This is a genomic window from Lysobacter sp. Soil_N_51 (assembly GCF_057655755.1).
Map to the genome: position 1 here is coordinate 243694 of NZ_JBDGLR010000004.1, position 18927 is coordinate 262620.

16 protein-coding genes are annotated in these 18927 nt (G+C 66.2%); 14 read left to right on the forward strand and 2 right to left on the reverse strand.

What is annotated here, in order from left to right:
• The first annotated feature begins 1 nt into the window (after position 1).
• Together rplI and AC3A4T_RS08815 are read left to right on the forward strand one after the other, a co-directional pair.
• A complete protein-coding gene (gene rplI / locus AC3A4T_RS08810) occupies positions 2-454 on the forward strand; it encodes a 50S ribosomal protein L9 (RefSeq protein WP_046656666.1) in 453 nt (150 codons plus the stop codon).
• 323 nt (positions 455-777) lie between these two features.
• Complete coding sequence (locus AC3A4T_RS08815; RefSeq protein ID WP_056114106.1) at positions 778-2193, forward strand: replicative DNA helicase; 1416 nt, start codon at positions 778-780, stop codon at positions 2191-2193.
• Between the two features lie 67 nt (positions 2194-2260).
• Here the strand turns inward: AC3A4T_RS08815 and AC3A4T_RS08820 are convergent, their stop codons facing one another.
• Positions 2261-3202: a rhodanese-like domain-containing protein gene (locus AC3A4T_RS08820; RefSeq protein WP_487675036.1), complete on the reverse strand. Its 942-nt coding sequence runs from the start codon at positions 3200-3202 to the stop codon at positions 2261-2263.
• A gap of 146 nt (positions 3203-3348) precedes the next feature.
• On the opposite strand from AC3A4T_RS08820, the gene AC3A4T_RS08825 reads away from it, so the two are divergent.
• The 6 genes from AC3A4T_RS08825 to AC3A4T_RS08850 all read left to right on the forward strand — a co-directional run bounded on the left by AC3A4T_RS08825 (position 3349) and on the right by AC3A4T_RS08850 (position 8561).
• A complete protein-coding gene (locus AC3A4T_RS08825; RefSeq protein WP_487675037.1) occupies positions 3349-4020 on the forward strand; it encodes a hypothetical protein in 672 nt (223 codons plus the stop codon).
• Positions 4021-4432: 412 nt separating this feature from the next.
• Positions 4433-5950, forward strand: a complete 1518-nt coding sequence (locus tag AC3A4T_RS08830; protein WP_487675038.1) for a PqqD family protein — start codon at positions 4433-4435, stop codon at positions 5948-5950.
• Positions 5947-7110, forward strand: coding sequence for an aKG-HExxH-type peptide beta-hydroxylase (locus tag AC3A4T_RS08835; RefSeq protein WP_487675039.1), 1164 nt, complete (start codon positions 5947-5949; stop codon positions 7108-7110). Before AC3A4T_RS08830 ends, AC3A4T_RS08835 begins: the two co-directional genes overlap by 4 nt.
• The gene (locus AC3A4T_RS08840) at positions 7095-7382 is read left to right on the forward strand and encodes a hypothetical protein (RefSeq protein WP_487675040.1); all 288 of its coding nucleotides are present in this window, start codon (positions 7095-7097) and stop codon (positions 7380-7382) included. Before AC3A4T_RS08835 ends, AC3A4T_RS08840 begins: the two co-directional genes overlap by 16 nt.
• Positions 7383-7490: 108 nt before the next feature.
• Positions 7491-7643: a hypothetical protein gene (locus tag AC3A4T_RS08845; RefSeq protein ID WP_187313394.1), complete on the forward strand. Its 153-nt coding sequence runs from the start codon at positions 7491-7493 to the stop codon at positions 7641-7643.
• Between the two features lie 69 nt (positions 7644-7712).
• Positions 7713-8561: a class I SAM-dependent methyltransferase gene (locus tag AC3A4T_RS08850; RefSeq protein ID WP_487675041.1), complete on the forward strand. Its 849-nt coding sequence runs from the start codon at positions 7713-7715 to the stop codon at positions 8559-8561.
• Between the two features lie 10 nt (positions 8562-8571).
• Here AC3A4T_RS08850 and AC3A4T_RS08855 read toward each other — a convergent pair whose 3' ends face one another.
• Positions 8572-10026, reverse strand: coding sequence for an NAD(P)/FAD-dependent oxidoreductase (locus AC3A4T_RS08855; protein ID WP_487675042.1), 1455 nt, complete (start codon positions 10024-10026; stop codon positions 8572-8574).
• Positions 10027-10622: 596 nt separating this feature from the next.
• Between AC3A4T_RS08855 and AC3A4T_RS08860 the strand changes: the two genes are divergently transcribed.
• The 6 genes from AC3A4T_RS08860 to AC3A4T_RS08885 all read left to right on the forward strand — a co-directional run bounded on the left by AC3A4T_RS08860 (position 10623) and on the right by AC3A4T_RS08885 (position 18402).
• Complete coding sequence (locus AC3A4T_RS08860) at positions 10623-10961, forward strand: glycine zipper 2TM domain-containing protein (protein WP_487675043.1); 339 nt, start codon at positions 10623-10625, stop codon at positions 10959-10961.
• A 187-nt stretch (positions 10962-11148) separates the two neighbouring features.
• Positions 11149-12240 (forward strand): alanine racemase, encoded by a 1092-nt coding sequence (alr, locus tag AC3A4T_RS08865; protein ID WP_487675044.1) that lies wholly within the window; start codon positions 11149-11151, stop codon positions 12238-12240.
• Between the two features lie 257 nt (positions 12241-12497).
• Positions 12498-14147 (forward strand): S8 family serine peptidase, encoded by a 1650-nt coding sequence (locus tag AC3A4T_RS08870; protein WP_487675045.1) that lies wholly within the window; start codon positions 12498-12500, stop codon positions 14145-14147.
• Between the two features lie 177 nt (positions 14148-14324).
• A complete protein-coding gene (locus AC3A4T_RS08875; protein WP_487675046.1) occupies positions 14325-15755 on the forward strand; it encodes a cryptochrome/photolyase family protein in 1431 nt (476 codons plus the stop codon).
• A 145-nt stretch (positions 15756-15900) separates the two neighbouring features.
• Entirely contained in the window at positions 15901-17370 is a 1470-nt protein-coding gene (locus AC3A4T_RS08880) for a WS/DGAT/MGAT family O-acyltransferase (RefSeq protein WP_056114135.1), read from the forward strand.
• 297 nt (positions 17371-17667) lie between these two features.
• On the forward strand, positions 17668-18402 hold the full coding sequence (locus AC3A4T_RS08885) for a YiaD family glycine zipper/OmpA-like lipoprotein (RefSeq protein ID WP_487675047.1): 735 nt from the start codon (positions 17668-17670) through the stop codon (positions 18400-18402).
• Positions 18403-18927: the final 525 nt, after the last annotated feature.

Sequence of the window (18927 nt, forward strand, 5' to 3'; positions counted from 1 at the left end):
CATGCAACTGATCCTCCTGCAGAACGTCACCAACCTCGGCAAGCTCGGCGACAAGGTCAACGTCAAGCCGGGTTACGGCCGTAACTTCCTCGTGCCGCAGGGCAAGGCCGTTCCGGCCACCGCCTCGAACCTGGCCGATTTCGAAACCCGTCGCGCCGAGTACGAAGCCAAGGCCAAGTCGCAGCTCGACGGTGCCGAAGGCCGCAAGGCGCAGCTGGAAGGCGCGGCCGTCACGGTCCACGCCAACGCCGCGACCGAGGGCAAGCTGTACGGTTCGGTGACCCCGCGCGACATCGCCGAGGCGCTGACCAAGGCCGGTTTCCCGGTCAACAAGTCGGAAGTGATCATGGGCGAAGGCCCGATCCGCCGCACCGGCGAATACGACGTGCTGATCCACCTGCACGCCGACGTCGAAGTCACGGTCAAGGTCACGGTCGCCGGCGAAGTCGCCTGATCGCAGCCTGATCGCGGTACTTACGAGAGGCGCCGCAAGGCGCCTTTCGTTTTTGTGGCGCGGCGCGCTCAAGCTGCCGTCGCAGGCTATGAGACAAGAGCGGCGCATTAGAGGTGAAGTTACCCACCTCTTATCCACAGCTTTGGCACAGAGCTATATGCAACTGTCGCAAGCGCAACACGACTACGATGCGTGTCCGGTACCGATTGCCGTCCGGCGCTGCCCGCGCCGGCCGGGGACAGGCCGCACGCCACCGAATCCCTGGGCCTTGATTGGCTCGATTGGCTGTGCAGACGGCCGAACGACGAGGATCGTCATCCCCGATGAGCGCACGTAGTTCCGGATTCCGCGGCGAAAAACGTTTCGAGACACGCGCCGAGCAGCGCATCGACCAGTTGCGCGTGCCGCCGCAGTCGATCGAGGCCGAGCAGGCCGTGCTAGGCGGCCTGATGCTCGCGCCCGACGCCTACGACCGCGTCGCCGACCAGATCGTCGAGGAAGATTTCTATCGCCGCGATCACCAGTTGATCTACCGCGCGATCCGCGAGCTGGCGGAAAAGAGCCGGCCGTTCGACGCGGTGACCCTGGGCGAATGGTTCGAATCGCAGGGCCTGGTCGAGGAAGTCGCCGGCGGCGCCTATCTGATCGAACTGGCCAGCACCACGCCGTCGGCCGCCAACATCACCGCCTACGCCGAGATCGTTCGCGACAAGGCGGTGATGCGCAAGCTGATCGAGGTCGGCACCGAGATCGTCAACGACGGCTTTCAACCCGATGGTCGCGACAGCGGCGAGATCCTGGCCAAGGCCGAGCAGCAGGTGTTCGCGATCGCCGAAGCCGGCTCGCGCGGACGCACCGACTTCACCCCGGTCACCAAGGCGCTGTCGGAAGCCTTCGACGTGCTGCAGACGCGCTACGCCAACGGCGGCTCGGTCACCGGCATTCCGACCGGCTACACCGAATTCGACGAGATGACCGCCGGTCTGCAGAACACCGACCTGCTGATCCTGGCCGCGCGTCCGGCGATGGGCAAGACCGCGTTCGCTCTCAACATCGCCGAGCACGCCGCGTTCCGCACCAAGAAAGCGGTCGCGGTGTTCTCGATGGAAATGTCGGCCAGCCAGCTCGCGCTGCGTCTGATTTCCTCGGTCGGCCGCGTTAACGCGCAGCGCTTGCGCTCGGGCCAGCTCGAGGACGAGGACTGGAGCCGCGTCACCGGCGCGATCCGGCAATTGCGCGAAGCCAAGATCTTCATCGACGACACCCCGGGCCTGTCGCCGGAAGTGCTGCGCGCCAAGTCGCGCCGGCTCAAGCGCGAGCACGACCTGGGCCTGATCGTGATCGACTACCTGCAGCTGATGTCGGTGCCGGGCAACAACGAAAACCGCGCGACCGAAATCTCCGAGATCTCGCGCTCGCTCAAGCATCTGGCCAAGGAACTCAACCTGCCGGTGATCGCTTTGTCGCAGCTCAACCGCTCGCTGGAACAGCGCGCCGACAAGCGCCCGGTGATGGCCGACCTGCGCGAATCCGGCGCTATCGAGCAGGACGCCGACGTGATCGTGTTCATTTACCGCGACGATTATTACAACAAGGAAACCTCGCCCGACAAAGGTCTGGCCGAGGTCATCATCGGCAAGCAGCGTTCCGGCCCGACCGGCTCGCTCAAGCTCAAGTTCTTCGGCGAATACACCCGCTTCGACAATCTCGCCCACGATTCGATCGGCAGTTTCGAATAGCGGCGGTTTGGATCGAACCGCGCGCATAAGCCGGCGCCGCGCTCAGCGGCGCGGGCAGTGCCCGACTTCAATAGTGCGGAATCGACGCATCGACCCGATTGGCCCAGGCCTCGATGCCGCCTTCGATGTAGCAGACATCTCGGTGACCCAGCCGGTGCAGGTGTTCGGCGGCATGGACGCTGCGATCGCCGTGGTGGCACAGCACCGCCAACGGCACGTCCGGCGCCAGATTGCGGATCACGTGGCTGCTTTCGTCCAGGGACAGAAAGGGCAGATCGAGCCGGGCCAGCGCGCGCTCTTGCGGATGGCGGATATCGACGATGGTCAGGCGGCCGTCGCGCGCGGCGGCATCGGCATCGGCCGCAGATATCGGCCGCACCGGTTCGATGACCGGCGCTCCGGGAAAGCGCATCGTCCAACTGGGGCCGCGTTCGACATCGTGCCAATCGATCGACAGACCGTCGCTGCGGCGTGCACTGGTCAGGCCGAATTGCAGCGGCACGCCATCGACCTGGGTCTGGATGGTTCCCGCTCTGCGCGGTACGAGCAGCAAGCAACTCGCCCAGCGCGCATCGACCTCGATCTCGGCCACGGTGCCGGCCTCGCTGTTGCTGATGGCCGCGCGCAGGAACTCCGCGGCCGCCGGGCTCAGCGTCACCTGCGGAGGGCGACGATCGGGCGCGGGCAGGCCCAAGGCGGCGTGCAGTTCGCCGGCGTTGGCCATCTGTTCGATCAGGTCGCCGCTGGCGAGGTAGTCGCCGTCGAGATACAACTGCGGAATCGCCAGCCACTCGCCTCGGCGCTCGCTGCCGTGGCCTCGCTCGAGATCGGCGCCGGCATCGACCTGCGCATAGTCCAGGCCCATATCGTCGAGCAAGCCGCACAACCTGAGCGAAAGACCGCAATTCAATGTGGCCGGTGTCCCGCTCGTGAGCAGCACCAGGCGATGGCTGGAGCGCAATGCGTCGATGCGCTGGCGCGTGGTGGCGGACAGGTTCGGTTGAGGCACGGGCGCGTCCTTCGTTCGGCTCGCGCCGACTTTATCGCAAAGCGCCGCGTGGCAGTCCTTAGCCGCGTCCGGGGTTGGCGCCGCGCCGCGGAAACATGGATCATTCGGCGCGTGCCCAAGGCCGGGCCGCCGCGGATGCTGAGCGCATGACGATCGTCGACAATGCCGCTTACCAATGGCGCGTCTACACCGCCAAGACGGTTTACCGCCTGGAGAACGCGCGCGGCCGCGCCGAGTCTCTGATCAAGGGACGGATCTTCGGTCTGCGCCAGGCCGGATCGAAGAAAGGCGTTTATCGCCTGATCGTGCGCGAGTTGGGCCCGCGCCTGGTGTTTTCCCTGTCCGAACAGGAGTTGGCCGGCCTGCTCAAGAAAAGCAGTCCGCTGGCGGAGGCTTCGCCGCATTCGCATCCGAGGGCGAAAACGCTGCGGTCGCGCCTGCAAAAGACCGATCCCAAGGATTTCTGGGCGGTGGTCGCGACGCTGAACTGGCCGAAATTCGCCCAGGACGCCGACTACGCCGAGACGGTCAGATCGGTCCTGCGCGAATGCTATCGGCTGCAGGACGTAAACCGACTGCTGCGCACCGCCGTGCGCAAGCGGCGCGAGTTGCAACGCGCGGTGGAGAAGGCGGAAAAGGCCGCGCGGCGTCAGTTGTTTCTCGGCGGCGACGACAGTTTCTACGACGCCCTGGCGTATGCGGTTTCCAGTGGCCAGGCGAGTTTCGAAGGATTCTTGCTCAAGCCGGAGTCCTTCGTGAAGAAATTCAACGCGCTGCCCATGGAGCAACATAATTTCGAGTATTGCTTCGAGGAATGAGTGGGTCATGTCGATGGCACGCGGCGATGACGCGTTGCGGTCGCCAGCGCGCATTCATGCGAGTCTTCTCGGCGCTCGCCGGCCATCGCATCCGTCATCGTCGTTAAATCGCGCCGACGAACTGGCACTCGTCTCGTCCGAACATGCGCGCGGCGCATGCATCATTGTGTGATTTTGCGCGTTGTATCGCGTTTTTCTCGCTGAATCGCGCATGACGCACTCGGCCGGATGTCGCATATCGGCGATGCGACGCACGACCTTGTTGCTTTGAGATCGGCGTCGCCTATGCGCGTGACGCGTTCTTGTTATAAGCCAAGCAAGTAGATGAAGGCCGCGCAGCGATCCATCGGCATCCGCCGCCGCGCTCGCCATTCCGACTCGAACGCTGGATGCGCAAGGACAGGGTCTTGAGATGAAAGATCTGATCGGGCAAGTCGACGCCAATCTGCAGGCTCACGAAGAATTCGGAAATTCGCGACAGATCATCGCGCTCAATATCGAACGCTATAAATTCGCCCTGGCCGTGCTCGCGCAGAACGACGCGAAACTGCAGGTCTTGTTGCCGCAGATCGAGCGATTGGATCAGTCGCTCGCCAACAAGATCCTCGGCGATCTGTTGGTCCGGGCCGAACTCGAAGCGGCCATCGAACGCCTGGAAACCGATGCTTCGGCGCCCCAGGATACGCAACGTCTGGTCTGGTGCCTGCAGCGCAGTCTAGCCATCGCCGACGAATCCAGAAGCCTGTCCGCGGGCGCGATGGAGCGCGATTTTCAGGTCGGGCCGGAGATCGACGGTCGGCGGATCTGGGTCTGGGATCTTGCCGACGGATCCGAACCGGTGGCCGATGCGCTGCGCGAGGCGCTGCGACTGGGGTTCATGCCCGGCGGGCATTGCGAAGCGCAGATCATCCGGCCCACGCCGGAGATGGTGCGCCAACTCGATCGCGCCTGCGCCTTGCTGCAGGCGCTGGCGCCGCAGGTCGCGCACAGCGTGTTCTCGCACCTGCACTCGGTCGCGATCGCGCACATGCGCAATGAACGCGGGCCGATGCTCACCGCGTCCGGCGGCGATTCCACCCCGTGCATGATCTTCATCGCGCCGGAGGAACTGGCCAATCCCTGGGACACGGCCGTTCACATCATGCACGAAGCGGTGCATCTGAAATTGTCGGACATGGTGCGCACCAGCGCGGCGGTGGTCGAGGAAGCCATGGTGACCTTGCCATGGGGCCGGGAGATCTCGGTATCGAATTGCCTGTTCGCATTTCACGCCTACGTGCATCTGCAGGTGTTCCGCACCGCGGTCGAGCAACTGGGGCCGCAGTATTACGCGGCCTACGGCGCGCCGGAATCGTATTTGGCCAACACGCGTCCGCATGCGATGTCGGTGGTCAACACCGCCGCGACCACGCCGTTCTCGCGCGGCCATCAACGCATGATTTACCTGGGCGAGCAGTTCAGGACCACCTGGGCTTCGTACCTGACCCCGGCCGCGCGCCGCATGGTCGATTGGCTGTGCGAAGCGATCAGTCCGATGGTCGACATGGGTATCGAACGGCCCGACCAGGCGCGGGCCGCAGGCGAGGCGCAGGCCGCTACCGCGCCGGCACCGACGATCCGCTACACGAAGAATCCCAAGCTGCATCTGCGCCCGCTGAAAGAGCACGGCATCCTGTTCGCGTCGGCGATCGAACAGCCGCAGATCCGCAAGCTCAACACCGCCGCTTGGCTGATGTTCGAGTTGTGCGACGGCCGCAATGAGCGCGATCTGGCCCAGGCCTATGCGCAGATCACCGGCGTCGCCGAGGATCGCGCCTGGCAGAAGATCGAGCCGATGCTTGGGCATCTTGTCGCCAGCGGCATGATCGTGCCGGTCAACGACGTAGCGATCGACGACGCGGCGACGGTGCGTGAAGGCAGGGCGGCATGAACACGACCGCGAAGGTCGTCGCCACCGCCGACCGGATTCTGTCCGAGCATCCAAACTTCGGCGATTCCAATCGGATCCTGGCCAAGGTGTATGCACGCTATCGCTTCGGCGCGGAACTGTTCGCCGAACGCTTGCCCGGGGTCGCGGCGGCGCTCGAGCGCCTGGACGCGATGCCCGACGCCGACGTGCGGCGCATCTTCTTCGACCCGCTGGTTCGGCTGGCGACCGAAGATGCCTTCACCGAGCTGGAAACCGGACAACTGGCATCGCCGCATCGGCTCGAAGACCTGTTGCCGAAGGCAATCGCCGCGTTGCCGTCGGGCCTGTGCCAGTCGCATATGCTGGCGCGCTGGGATCTGAGTTCGGACGAACGCCATTGGATGTGGGCGATCGCCGGCAGTTCCGATCCGTATGCCGCGCAGTTGCAGACCGCGTTCGACGGCATTTTCTCGGCCAGCCCGGCCAACCGCGGCACCTTGCTCAATCCGGACGCTGTCGCGCAATCCAAGGTGCAGGACGCGATCGCGCTGTTGTCGATGCTGTTGCCGAATGCCGGCGCCGCGGCGCTGCGTCACGTCGGCGCCATCGCGCTGTTGGATGCGCAGCTCGAGGGCGGCATCGTGCTGTCCGCCGCCGGTGGCGACCTGACGCCGTCGACCGTATTCATTTCGCTCGAGCAACTCGGCAACCCGTGGGACATCGCCGGCTGCCTGCTGCACGAAGGCCTGCATATGAAGCTGTTCGATGCGGCGCGTTCGGTCTCGCTGGCGAAAGCGCCCGGCGAAACTATCCAGGTGCCATGGCGCAACGTGCGCTGGTCGATCGTGCGGGCGATCTTCGCCTATCACGTCTACGTGCACCTGTCTTTGTTCAAGGCCGCGGCGCTGTGCGCGGACAAGCGCAGCTTCGAATTGTTCGGCGACCCGTCGGCGTACGTGATCCGGCCGCATGCGATGTCGGTGGTCAACAACGACACCGCCGCGCAGTACGGCCGCTCCATCGACCGCGCCCGCTACCTGGGTCACATGTTGCAGACGCAGTGGTCGCCGCTGCTGTCGGCGGGCGGGATCGACTTCGTGGGGTGGCTCAAGAGCTCGCTCGACCCGGTCGACGAGGCGGTGTTCAGCGAGGCGCCGGAGGCCCTATGCGCGACGAATTGACGGTACGCAAGGCGAGCGGGCTGCGCTCGCGTCCGGTGCCGCAGGCCGATTGCCTGATGGTGTTCTCGCCGCAGTCGGGAAAGATCCACTGGCTCGGCCTCAACACCTGGATGGTATTCGAGCTGTGCGACGGCCGCACGGTCGAGCAGGTGGAGCGCGGCTATGCCGAACTCGCCGGCGACAGGTTGAACGAAGACGGCGCGCGCCGGCAGGCGCGGCGCGGACTCGAATCGCTGTTGGGCAGCCGGCTGATCGAAGCCGCGCCTGCGTGACGGACGAGTCGGCTTGAGCAGAACAGTCATGGAGCAGGGGAGTCAGCCGACACGGATGTCGCGACCGTAGCAAAGCAAGCAGTACTTCCACCACAGAGGAGATAGTTCATGAACAATGAATCAACTTGCCTGGAGACGCTGAAGAGCCTCCTGAGCAACAAGAAGACTCTGGAAGAATCGGAAGTGACCACCGGCTCCGCCGATGAACGTCGCTGGTGGCCTCCGTACAGCGTTGCGCCGACCCAGGCGGCGAGTTCCTAGGTAACGAAGATCTGCCGCGCTCGCATCCACGAGTGCGGCAGGTTTTCTTCTGCTTGCAGGACTGGCGATTTGAGCGCTCCACCGCTCGTGGGCGAGATATGGCGCCCCTTGAACGACCGCGACAAGGCCGTCGTGGTGCTGCGATGCTCGGACGAAACGATCGACTACGCCTGGCTGGACGGCGAGTCCGACCGCGACGGCAGCGCCTCGGCCGCGCAGTGGCATTCGCGGTTCGCGATCGTGCTGGAACAGTCCGATCACGCCCACGCGACGCCGGTGCGGCGCCGGCATCTGATCGACGATTGCGCGGCATGGCTGCGCGGCAAATCGGTACTGGAACTCGGCGCGCATACCGGCGGTCTGACCGAATCCATTCTCGACTGCGCCGCTTCGGTCACCGCCCTCGAAAACAACCCGCGCTGCGTCGCCCATCTGCGCGATAAATTCGCTGGCCGTGTGGAGGTCATCGAAGGCGATATGCACCACGCGCTGTGGCGGATCGACCCGCATCGCTTCGATGTGGTGGTCTGCGCGGGCGTGCTGTATCACTCCGCGCATCCGTTTCTGTTGCTCGAGGCGATGGCGCATCTTGCGCCGCAGCGGATCCTGATCGACACCTTGAACCATGGGGTCGACGAGCTGCGGGTGGTGGTGCCGCACATGATCAACAGCTGCAATTACCGTTATAACCAACGTCCCGACTGCGGTTTCTCGCTGGTGCTCGGCGATCGGCTTATCGAACAGGCGATGGCGACCCTGGGCTATGCGCACAAGGCGCCGGTGGACAAGCGGTCGGCGACGATCGCGCCCGAACTCGACAGCGCGTATTTCCGCGAATGGAAAAACAGCTTTGCTGCATGGTTCCATCGGCCGGGTTTCGCGCCGGCCGATGCGCAAACCGAGTCGCTGCTGGAATGACGAGGCGTTGTCAGGCCCAGGCCTGGCGAACCTGTGCGTAGTAGTCGCGGAAGAACGGAACCATCCTCGCGCGATCGCTGGCGACGATCGCCAGCAGCTCCGGCGGCAACACATACTCGTCCTCGCCCAGGTCTTCGTACAGGCCGTTGAGCATCTGCTCGTAGAAACGCGGAAACGCCTGATGCCAGCCGACTCGGGGTAGCCGGATGCCGTGTTCCGAACCCATCGCGAGGTAGTGCTTGAGCGCCTCGGCGCGGGCCTGTTCCTGGGTATACAGGCGGATCGGCTTGCGCTCGGGTCGGAAGGTTTCCTCGAACAGTCCCGTGCCGCCGCAGACGCGGTCGGCCATGTGCTGGGCGAGCAACGGCGACAGGAACAAGCCGTCGCGGTAGGTGCCGGTCAGCATCCATAGACCGTCGACCGAGGTCGGGCCGATCAGCGGGCAGGTGTCGACCGCGACCGGCCGATTGCCCGCCTGCCAGGTCACCAGTTGCGCCGCGCACAGGTCCTGATCGAGTTGATCCAGCGCGCATTCGAGCAGGAAGAACATATCGGCGGGCGAGGTGCGCAGCATCGGTTGCGCGAACAAGGTATTGGTCGCGCCGATGTAGAGCTGACGGCCGCCGCGCGGCACCGCGTGCAGCCCGCAGGCGAAGGCGCGGTTGGGCGTGCGCAATACGTGTTGCTGCGCGGTCGCCGTCGCGGTTTCCAGCACCAGCGAGGTTCCGCCGCCGGAGAACAGGCGCGGGATGCGCCGCGCCAGCTCGGGGTGCGCGTCGAGAATCGTCTGGGTCCACACGCCGGCCGCCAGCACCACCTGCGGGGCCGGCACCACGCTGCCGTCTTGAAGCCGCACGCCTTTGATCTGACCGCCCTGAATGTCGAGCGCCTTCACCGTGGCGTCGACGAAACTCAAGTTCGCCGAGCGCTCGATCAGCGTGGTCATCGCCTGCAGCAGCCTGGCGGCGTCAATCGAGCCTTCACCGGGCAGGAACAGCGCGCGCGAGGGGCGGCAATCCTCCGCCGGGTTCAGGCCGGGGATGCGATTAGGATCGAGTTCTTCCCAGGCCTCGCCGCTTTCGCGCAGGGCCTGCTGGATGGCGGCATAGTTTTCGTCTTCGATGGTGCCGGACTTGGCATTGCTGAAGACCACCGTGCCTGGCGTCATCGACACCCGTTCGGTTTCGGCCAGTTCGGCGTTGATGCCTTCCAGCCAGTCCGGCCAATGCCGCGTCGCGAGCTTGCCTTTCGCCAGCTTGGCCCGGCCCGCATCGGTGCGCAGCAACTGCGCGGTGACTTCGCCGTAGCAGCCCATCATCGCGCCCGCGGCCGCCGAGGCCGCGCCACCGCGCGCGGCCGGGCCGATCACCGCCACCCGCAAGCGCGGGTCGCGCAATTGCAAGGCGCGCGCGGTCGCCATGCCGAGCACTCCGTTGCCTGCTACTACGACGTCATAAGTCGACATGATCGCTCCATCGAGCTGGCCGTTATCGGGCCTTCCATAATGCGGGTGTGTTCGCGCCGATGTGAGCGACCGATTGCGCAGAATGCGGACCGCGCTCGGGCCGCGATGCTCGGGTGCGTGCGTGGGCGAGGGGACTCATCTTGCCTGTGGCAAGGCAAGCGGCAAACGCCGACAGCGGCGTCGGCCCGCCGCTGCCGATCAGTAAGTGCAGGTTGACGAATACCGAACAGAGTTGCAGACACTATCCACGTCCATCGTCGCGCCGATGCCGTGGTCCGCGTCGCTGTGCAACGTCGATTGATCGCGAAAGTGCGTCGTGCAAAGGCTCCGCGCAATCAGCCCGTGCCTTCGCGCATCGATGCGGCCGCGAGACAGTCCCATCGCTGCCAATTCGCCACCGATCCCCGCGATCCTTGACGCCGCGCACGCTCCACCTCGCCGATTTAGCGACCGCAGGCGCGCACATGCGCCCGTTCAGCTGTAGCGGACTAGCCTGATCGCTCGGCAATGCCCGCGGCGCCCGGCACGGGGTTTGACGTTCTCGTGACGAGCCGCGGCGCATGGTGACCGTTGCCCATAACCCAATCGGTGAGTCCATGAACACCCAACTGAAAACCGTGATCGCCGCCGCGCTGATGTCCTGCGTCATGGTGACCGGCGCCGCTACCGCGCAGAGCAAGTCCTCCAAGTCGAAGACGCCGCGCTGCTACGACGTCGAAGTGCAGCGTCCCAAGCAGGTCAAGGACCAGCACAAGATCGCCGGCACCGCGATCGGCGCGGTCGCGGGTGGTCTGCTCGGCAATCAGGTCGGCGGCGGCAACGGCAAGAAGCTGGCCACCGCGGCCGGCGCGGTCGGCGGTGCGTTCGCCGGTCGCAAGATCCAGGAAAACCAGCAGAACAAGACCGAGACCGTGATCGAGCGCCGTTGCGATTGAAGCCGGGATTTGAGATTCGGGATTCGAGATTCGGGATCGGCGCAAGCCGGTCCCGATTTCGTTATGGGACAGGATTGCGGATGGCTAGTGGCTTCGGCTTTGCCGAATCCCGTATCTCGAATCCCCAATCCCCGCACTTCACATTCGCCTCATCGGCGCGCGAAGCCGTCTCGCTAGAATGTGCGCCATGGCACGACCGACTTCCGCACTCATTCACACCGACGCCCTGCGTCACAACCTCGCCCAGGCCCGCGCGCTCGCCCCCCAAAGCCGGGTGATGGCGGTGGTCAAGGCCGACGGCTACGGCCACGGGCTCGAACGTGTCGCGCGCGCGCTCGAAGGCGCCGATGCCTTCGGCGTGGCCGCGCTGTCCGACGCCGACCGCCTGCGCGCGGCCGGGCTGTCGCAGCCGATCGTGCTGCTGTCGGGCTTCGACGAAGCCGACGATCTGCCGCAACTGCGTCGGCTCGGGGTCGAAACCGTGGTCCACCACATCAGCCAGGTCGAGATGCTCGAACAGGCCGGCGACGGCGATCCGATCCGCTGCTGGCTCAAGGTCGACACCGGCATGCACCGGCTTGGCTTCGCGCCCGAACACGTGCACGAAGCGCACGCGCGGCTGAGCGCGGCGGCCAGCGTCGCCGACGGCATCGTGCTGATGAACCATTTCGCCAGCTCCGACGAATTCGATGGCGACTCGCCGGGCAACCGCCAGACCCGCGAACAGCAGCGCGAATTCGCCGCCGCGATCGAAGGCCTGAGCGGCGCGCGCTCGCTGGCCAATTCGGCCGCGGTGCTCGGTTGGCCGGACGCGCATGCCGATTGGATCCGTCCGGGCGGCCTGCTGTACGGGATCAGCGCGGTCGAAGGCCGCAACGGCGAGGACTTCGGCCTGCGCCCGGCGATGACCCTGTCGACCCGGTTGATCGCGGTCAACGCGGTCCGCAAGGGCGAACGCGTCGGCTATGCGGCGACCTGGGAATGCCCCGAAGACATGCTGATCGGCGTGGCCGCGATCGGTTACGGCGACGGCTACCCGCGCGCTGCGCCCTCGGGCACGCCGGTGCGCGTGGCCGGGCACGACACCCAGGTCATCGGCCGGGTCTCGATGGACCTGATGACCATCGACCTGCGCGGCATTCCGCTGGCCAAGGTCGGCGACCCGGTGCTGCTGTGGGGGCCGGAGCTGCCGGTCGAACGGATCGCCCAGGTCAGCGGCACGATCGGTTACGAGCTGACCTGCTCGATCACCCGGCGGGTCCGTTTCGTCGAGAGCTGAGCCGGCCGGACGTTGCGGTTATTGCATCCGCGTTCGGCCTGCAGCGGACAAGCCGCGGTCGATACCTGCAATACGTGCGTGTTCTGTGCATCACGTCCATCTTTTGTGCATCGTGGTGCTCGGATTGGTCTGAAAAGACGATTTCTGGGTAGGGATGCACAGCTATCGACCCGTTTGCACCCATGTCGGGCGCGCGCGATGCGCGCCGGCGGCCGCTCCGCCCGGAGTCCGGCCCATGGTTGCAAGCAGGGGGATCGATGAAGCAGAGCAAGTTGGTATGCGCGCTGGGCCTGGGTCTGGCCGCGATGGTGTCGTCGGCGACGTCGATGGCGCAGGAACAGCCCAATCCGAACCGCGTGTGGGTCAAGTTCAAGCAGAACAACACCGCCGCGGCCGGCGCCCTGGGCAAGAGCGCGGGCGCGGTTCCGCTCAGCCTGCAGCAGCGGGTGAGCGCGCTGCGCGCCAAGTTGACCGCATTGAAGGCCGGCGATGCGGCGGTGAATTTCCAGTTCGACAAGCTCAATGCCGCGGTGCTGACCCTGCCGTCGGCCGACGCGATCAAGGCCTTGCGCGCCAATCCCGATGTCGAATCGGTCGAGATCGACTACCCGCGCTATCCAATGGCGCAGAGCGTTCCCTACGGCATCGACCAGGTCCAGGCGCGCGACGCGTGGGACGTCAATCGTGACGGCGTGATCGACGCGGGCGCGGCGACCGGCGCCGGCATCAAGGTCTGCGTGATCGACTCGGGCATCAACTCCACCCACGAGGATTTCGCCGGCGTCGCCCTGACCGGTTACCCGACCGGCTGGAACACCGACACCTGCGGCCACGGCACCCATGTCGCCGGCACCATCGCCGCGGCCAACAACGCCACCGGCGTGGTCGGCGTCAGCCCGGGCAAGGTGTCGCTGCACATCATCAAGATCTTCGGCAGCAACGGCTACAACGGCAGCGGCCACGGCCAGTGCTCGTGGACTTACAGCTCGACCCTGGTCGACGCGGCGCAGCGCTGCGCCAGCGCCGGCGCCAAGGTCATCAACATGAGTCTGGGCGGCGCGAACAGCTCCACCACCGAACGCAACGCGTTCCAGACCCTGGCCAACAACGGCGTGCTCAGCATCGCCGCGGCCGGCAACGACGGCAACGCGACCCTGAGCTATCCGGCCTCTTACCCGAGCGTGGTCTCGGTGGCCGCGGTCGACCAGAACAACGTCAAGGCCAGCTTCTCGCAGTTCAATGCCGAGGTCGAACTGTCCGGCCCGGGCGTGGACACCCTCAGCACCACGCCGCTGGCCAACGATCCGCTGGTCGTCGGCAACAGCCAGTTCGCGGCCAATCCGATCTCCGGCGCCAGGCAGACCACCGCCAGCGCGGGCTGGGTCAACGGCGGCTTGTGCACGGCCTCTTCGTCGGCGTGGCGCAACAAGGTCGTGCTGTGCCAGCGCGGTACCAACAGCTTCAACGACAAGGTCACCCGGGTCAAAACCGGCGGCGGCCTGGCCATGGTGGTCTACAACAACGTCGACGGCCCCTTGCTGGCCGGGTTCTACAACACCGCCACCCCGCCGCAGCCGGTGACCAACACCCTGCCGGCCGTCGGCATCAGCAAGGCCGACGGCGAGACCATCATCGCCAGCCTGGCCGGGCAGACCGCTACCGTCGACGCCACCCCGTCGGTCAGCAACGTGGCCTACGAGAACAAGAGCGGCACCTCGATGGCGACCCCGCACGTGGCCGGCGCGGCCGCGGTGGTGTGGAGCAGCAAGCCGGCCGCGACCGCGCAGCAGGTGCTCGAGGCGCTGGAAACCACCGCGCTCGACATCGACGCGGCGGGCCGCGACAACAACACCGGCTGGGGGCTGGTGCGGATCCCGGCCGCGATCGCCGAGTTGCAGTCGCAGTAACCGACCCGTCGTAGCTTCAGCCCCTCTCCCTTCGCGGGGAGAGGGGTTCGACGAGAGGGCGGGGCGGGCGAGGGCGGCACGACCCGGACCAGCGCCCACATCGCCGCGATAGCGCGTCACGACCACGCGCGCCGACGACACGGCATACTGCCGGTCTCTTCCGTCACGGTCGTCGCGATGCCCGATACCAACGCCATCGCCTTGGTCTGGTTCCGCAACGACCTGCGCCTGCGCGACAACCCGGCCCTGCGCGCCGCGCTGGACGCGGGCTATATCCCGGTTCCGATCTACATCCACGCGCCCGACGAGCACGGCAACTGGCGCCCCGGCGCCGCCTCCGATGCCTGGCGCCATCGCTCGCTCGACGCGCTCGATCGCGAACTGCGCGAACGCGGCTCGCACCTGCGCCGTTTCTTCGGCCCGAGCCTGGCCACGCTGCAATCGCTGGTGCTCGCGACCGACGCCAAGGCGGTGTTCTGGAACCGCCGCTACGAGCCCTACATCGAAAAGCGCGACACCAGGATCAAGCAGGCGTTGCGGCGGATGGACCTGGAGGTCGAGAGCTTCAACAGCGCGCTGATGTTCGAACCGTGGACCTTGCGCACCAAGCAGGGCGGTCCGTTCAAGGTGTTCACCCCGTTCTGGCGCAGCGCGCTGGCGAACTGGAAGGACGAGCCGCTGTGGGACCCGCCGGCCTCGCTGCCGAGTACGCGCGAAGGGCCCGAGGGCGTGCCGCTGACGGCGCTGCGCCTGTCGCCGCGGCGCGATTGGGCCGACGGGTTCTGGCATGAGTGGACACCCGGCGAAGCCGGCGCGCACGCCGCGCTCGAGGTCTTCGTCGACGGCGCCTTGCGCGGCTATGGCGAACAACGCGACCGGCCCGACCGGGTCGGCACCTCGCGCCTGTCGCCGCACCTGCATTTCGGCGAGATCGCGCCGTGGCGCGCGGCCGCGGTGCTGCGCGAGCACCGCACCGCGGCCAATGCCGGCGATGTCGACTCGGCGGTGCGCGAACTGGGCTGGCGCGAATTCGCCCATCACCTGCTGCACCATTTTCCAGACACCCCGGAACAGAACTTCAACCCGCGCTTCATCGATTTCGACTGGGCCAAGGTGTCGGAGCCGAAGCTCGAAGCCTGGCAGCAAGGCCGCACCGGCGTGCCGATCGTCGACGCCGGCCTGCGCGAGTTGTGGGCCACCGGCTGGATGCACAACCGCGTGCGCATGATCGTCGCCAGTTATCTGACCAAGCACCTGCGTTATCACTGGCGTCATGGCGCGCGCTGGTTCTGGGACACCCTGGTCGACGCCGACCTCGCCAGCAACACCCTGGGCTGGCAGTGGGTGGCCGGCACCGGCGCCGACGCCGCGCCGTATTTCCGCGTGTTCAACCCGGTGACCCAGGCCGAAAAATTCGACCCCGACGGCGAATACATCGCCCGTTGGGTGCCGGAACTGGCGCCATTGCCCGCGCCGCTGCGGCACGCGCCGTGGCGCGAACCGCGCACCTTGCAGCGCGTGGCCCCCGACTATCCGCCGCAACCGCTGGTCGATCTGGCGGCCGGGCGCGATGCGGCGTTGGCGGCGTATCGCAAGATGCGGGATTAGGGATTCGGGATTGGGGATTGGCAAAAGCGGGTTGCGCGGCGTCGGCTTTTGCGAATCCCTAATCTCCAATCCCGAATCCCGGCTGTTCGCGTTGACGTCGCCAACAAGCGCGTGATTCACTCGCCGGACTCGCTTGGGAGGGCGCATGGCCACTGCAGAAAACGCCGGTTCGGAAGCACCATCGCGCAAGCGCGCGCGCCGCGAAGCGATGTCGCGGGTCGATACGGCCTGGCTGCGGATGGAACGTCCGACCAATCCGATGATGATCACCGGCGTGTTGATGTTCGCCGAGCCGATGTCGGTCGATGCGCTCAAGCGCGTGGTCAAGCAACGTTTCCTCGCCTATTCGCGCTTTCGCCAGAAGGCGGTCGACACCGCGGCCGGCGCGTACTGGCAGACCGACGAGGATTTCGAACTGGACTGGCATGTCCAGCACACGGCGTTGCCGGGGCGCGGCGGCAAGCGCGCGCTGGAACGTTTCGTGAGCCAACTCGCGTCGAGTCCGCTCGATGCCAGCCGGCCGCTGTGGCAGTTCCATCTGGTCGAACGCTACAACGGCGGTTCGGCGCTGGTCGCGCGCATCCATCACAGCTACGCCGACGGCATCGCCCTGGTGCAGGTGCTGCTGTCGCTGACCGATACCACCGCGCAACCGGCCAAGGGCAGCGATCTGGCCCATGCCTGGCTCAAGCAGGACGGCGCCGACGTGGCCCGGCGCGTGGGCGCGGTCGATCGCTACATGAAGCTCGGCAGCCGCGCGATCGAAAAGGGCATGGAGATGTACCGCGACCCGACCCTGGCCGCGATGCTGGCGAAGGAGGGCGGCGAGATCGCGCGCGAGCTGTTGCATGCGCTGTCGCTGTCGGACGATCCGCCGTCGATGCTGCGCGGCAAGCTCGGGGTCAGCAAGCGCGTGGCCTGGGCCGAGCCGCTGAATCTGGAAGAGGTCAAGGCGGTCGGACGCGCCTGCGATTGCACCGTCAACGACGTGCTGATGGCGACCGCGGCCGGCGCGCTGCGCAGCTACATGATCGAACGCGGCGATCAGGTCGACGGGCTGACCCTGCGCGCGACCGTGCCGGTCAACCTGCGACCGCTCGAACACGCGCGCAAGCTCGGCAACCACTTCGGCCTGGTGTTCCTGGACCTGCCGGTCGGCGAGAGCAATCCGATCCGTCGGGTCGAACGCGTCGCCGAGTGCATGAACAATCTCAAGAATTCTCGCCAAGCCATTGTCGCATTTGGACTTTTAGCCGCGCTCGGCATGGCCCCGGCGCAGGTCCAGGGGCTGGCGCTGGAGCTGTTCAGCCGCAAGGCCACGGCGGTGGCGACCAACGTGCCCGGTCCGCAGCAACCGCTGTACATGGCCGGCAGCCGCCTGGACGAAATGATGTTCTGGGTACCGCAGACCGGTTCGATCGGCGTGGGCATCTCGATCTTGAGCTACAACGGCCGGGTCCACTTCGGCCTGATCGCCGACGCCAAGCTGATCCCGGACCCGGACGAAGTCATCAGCCGCTTCGGCGCCGAGTTCGACAAGCTGCTGTACTTGGCGCTGATGGGCAATTGGGACGTGACTCTGGATGCCGACGCGGCGGATGCGTTGATCGCCTGAGGCTTGAAAGCAGCGTTGAAAGCAACCGGCGACGCTCAAGCTGTGTCGCCGGTCGACTTTGGCGACTGAACCGTCTTCGCGCGGTGTCAGCGTGCGGGCAGGGCGTACGGAACGTGGCGACATACGACGCCGCTGATCCACGCCGTTGCTGGCGCCCGCACAACGCCCACGCCCTTCCTGGCACCTGAAAACGGTTTACGCCTGCCGTCGCCTGAACAGGGAAGCGGCCTCGTCACTCGTCCCCCACGGCGACGTGATTAGCTTGTGGGCGCTCCGCCACACAGACGAGGATTCCCCATGAAGACCCAATTCAAGCTCGCGCTTGCGGCCGCCACCATGACCGCGCTGCTCGCCGGCTGCGCCACCGGCGGTGGCGGCTACTACGGCGGCCAGCAGCAGCCTTACCCCAATAATCAGTACCCGCAGGGCCAGAACCCGCCGCAGCAGCAGGGCGGCATGAACCGCACCCAGAAGGGCGCCCTGATCGGCGCGCTCGCCGGCGTCGCGGCCGGTCTGCTCAGCGGCGACGACGCGACCGAACGCCGCCAGCGCGCCCTGATCGGCGCCGGCGTCGGCGGCCTAGCCGGCGGCGCGATCGGCAACTACCAGGACCGTCAGGAACGCGCCTTGCGCGATCGCATGGCCGGCACCGGCGTCGACGTGGTCCGCCAGGGCGACAACATCACCCTGAACATGCCCAGCAACATCACCTTCGCCTTCAACAGCGCCAACCTCGACCCGCAGTTCTACGGCGTGCTCGACAACGTCGCCAGCACCCTGACCGAGTACAACCAGACCATCGTCGAAGTCGCCGGCCACACCGACAGCATCGGTACCGACGCTGTCAATCAGCGCCTGTCCGAACAGCGCGCGGCGAGCGTCGGCAATTACCTGATGTCCAAGGGCCTGGTGCGCGACCGTTTCATCCTGACCGGCGCCGGCAAGACCCGTCCGATCGCGAGCAACGACACCGATGCCGGCCGCGCGCAGAATCGCCGCGTCGAGATCACCCTGGTTCCGGTTCGTTCGTGACTTGATCGCGAGCTTCGGCCACGACGGACGCAAGTTCCGTCGCGGCGAGCCGACATCGTAGAAGCAGAAAAAACGGGCCGCGCATGCGGCCCGTTTGTTTGCATGACGCCGTGGTCTCGCCGCGCCTGGCGATGACGGGAATCGGATCGCCCAATCAGACGGATCCTTACCCGTTCGATAAGCAGTCGGCCTTGGCGATGGAACCGTCATCGCCGCCACGCCGGACTTCGGCGAATTCAGCATGCGACCCGAGCGGGATCGCACGAGCCCGCGCTGGATAAATCCCGCGCCACGAGCCTGCACAGCGACCGCCGTATCGATCTTCGGTCATGGATGTCCGCCTTCGGACGAAATCCACGATTACCCCTGTTGATCCGCCACCACCCGGCCGCTCCAGGACTTCGCCCTATCTGCCCATTCATCGCCGCCGCCCACGCCTATGCCTGTGGCTTCTACGCAATGTGCCGCAAATGTCCGCAGATGGTGTCCTGATTGATGCGCAAGCCACGATGAGTGAGATAAGTC

What these genes read in the sequence shown, in the direction of transcription:
- rplI (WP_046656666.1), top strand. Translation starts at nt 2, where the DNA reads ATGCAACTGATCCTCCTGCAGAACGTCACCAACCTCGGCAAGCTCGGC.
- AC3A4T_RS08815 (WP_056114106.1), top strand. Translation starts at nt 778, where the DNA reads ATGAGCGCACGTAGTTCCGGATTCCGCGGCGAAAAACGTTTCGAGACA.
- AC3A4T_RS08825 (WP_487675037.1), top strand. Translation starts at nt 3,349, where the DNA reads ATGACGATCGTCGACAATGCCGCTTACCAATGGCGCGTCTACACCGCC.
- AC3A4T_RS08830 (WP_487675038.1), top strand. Translation starts at nt 4,433, where the DNA reads ATGAAAGATCTGATCGGGCAAGTCGACGCCAATCTGCAGGCTCACGAA.
- AC3A4T_RS08835 (WP_487675039.1), top strand. Translation starts at nt 5,947, where the DNA reads ATGAACACGACCGCGAAGGTCGTCGCCACCGCCGACCGGATTCTGTCC.
- AC3A4T_RS08840 (WP_487675040.1), top strand. Translation starts at nt 7,095, where the DNA reads ATGCGCGACGAATTGACGGTACGCAAGGCGAGCGGGCTGCGCTCGCGT.
- AC3A4T_RS08845 (WP_187313394.1), top strand. Translation starts at nt 7,491, where the DNA reads ATGAACAATGAATCAACTTGCCTGGAGACGCTGAAGAGCCTCCTGAGC.
- AC3A4T_RS08855 (WP_487675042.1), bottom strand. Translation starts at nt 10,026, where the DNA reads ATGTCGACTTATGACGTCGTAGTAGCAGGCAACGGAGTGCTCGGCATG.
- AC3A4T_RS08860 (WP_487675043.1), top strand. Translation starts at nt 10,623, where the DNA reads ATGAACACCCAACTGAAAACCGTGATCGCCGCCGCGCTGATGTCCTGC.
- alr (WP_487675044.1), top strand. Translation starts at nt 11,149, where the DNA reads ATGGCACGACCGACTTCCGCACTCATTCACACCGACGCCCTGCGTCAC.
- AC3A4T_RS08870 (WP_487675045.1), top strand. Translation starts at nt 12,498, where the DNA reads ATGAAGCAGAGCAAGTTGGTATGCGCGCTGGGCCTGGGTCTGGCCGCG.
- AC3A4T_RS08875 (WP_487675046.1), top strand. Translation starts at nt 14,325, where the DNA reads ATGCCCGATACCAACGCCATCGCCTTGGTCTGGTTCCGCAACGACCTG.
- AC3A4T_RS08880 (WP_056114135.1), top strand. Translation starts at nt 15,901, where the DNA reads ATGGCCACTGCAGAAAACGCCGGTTCGGAAGCACCATCGCGCAAGCGC.
- AC3A4T_RS08885 (WP_487675047.1), top strand. Translation starts at nt 17,668, where the DNA reads ATGAAGACCCAATTCAAGCTCGCGCTTGCGGCCGCCACCATGACCGCG.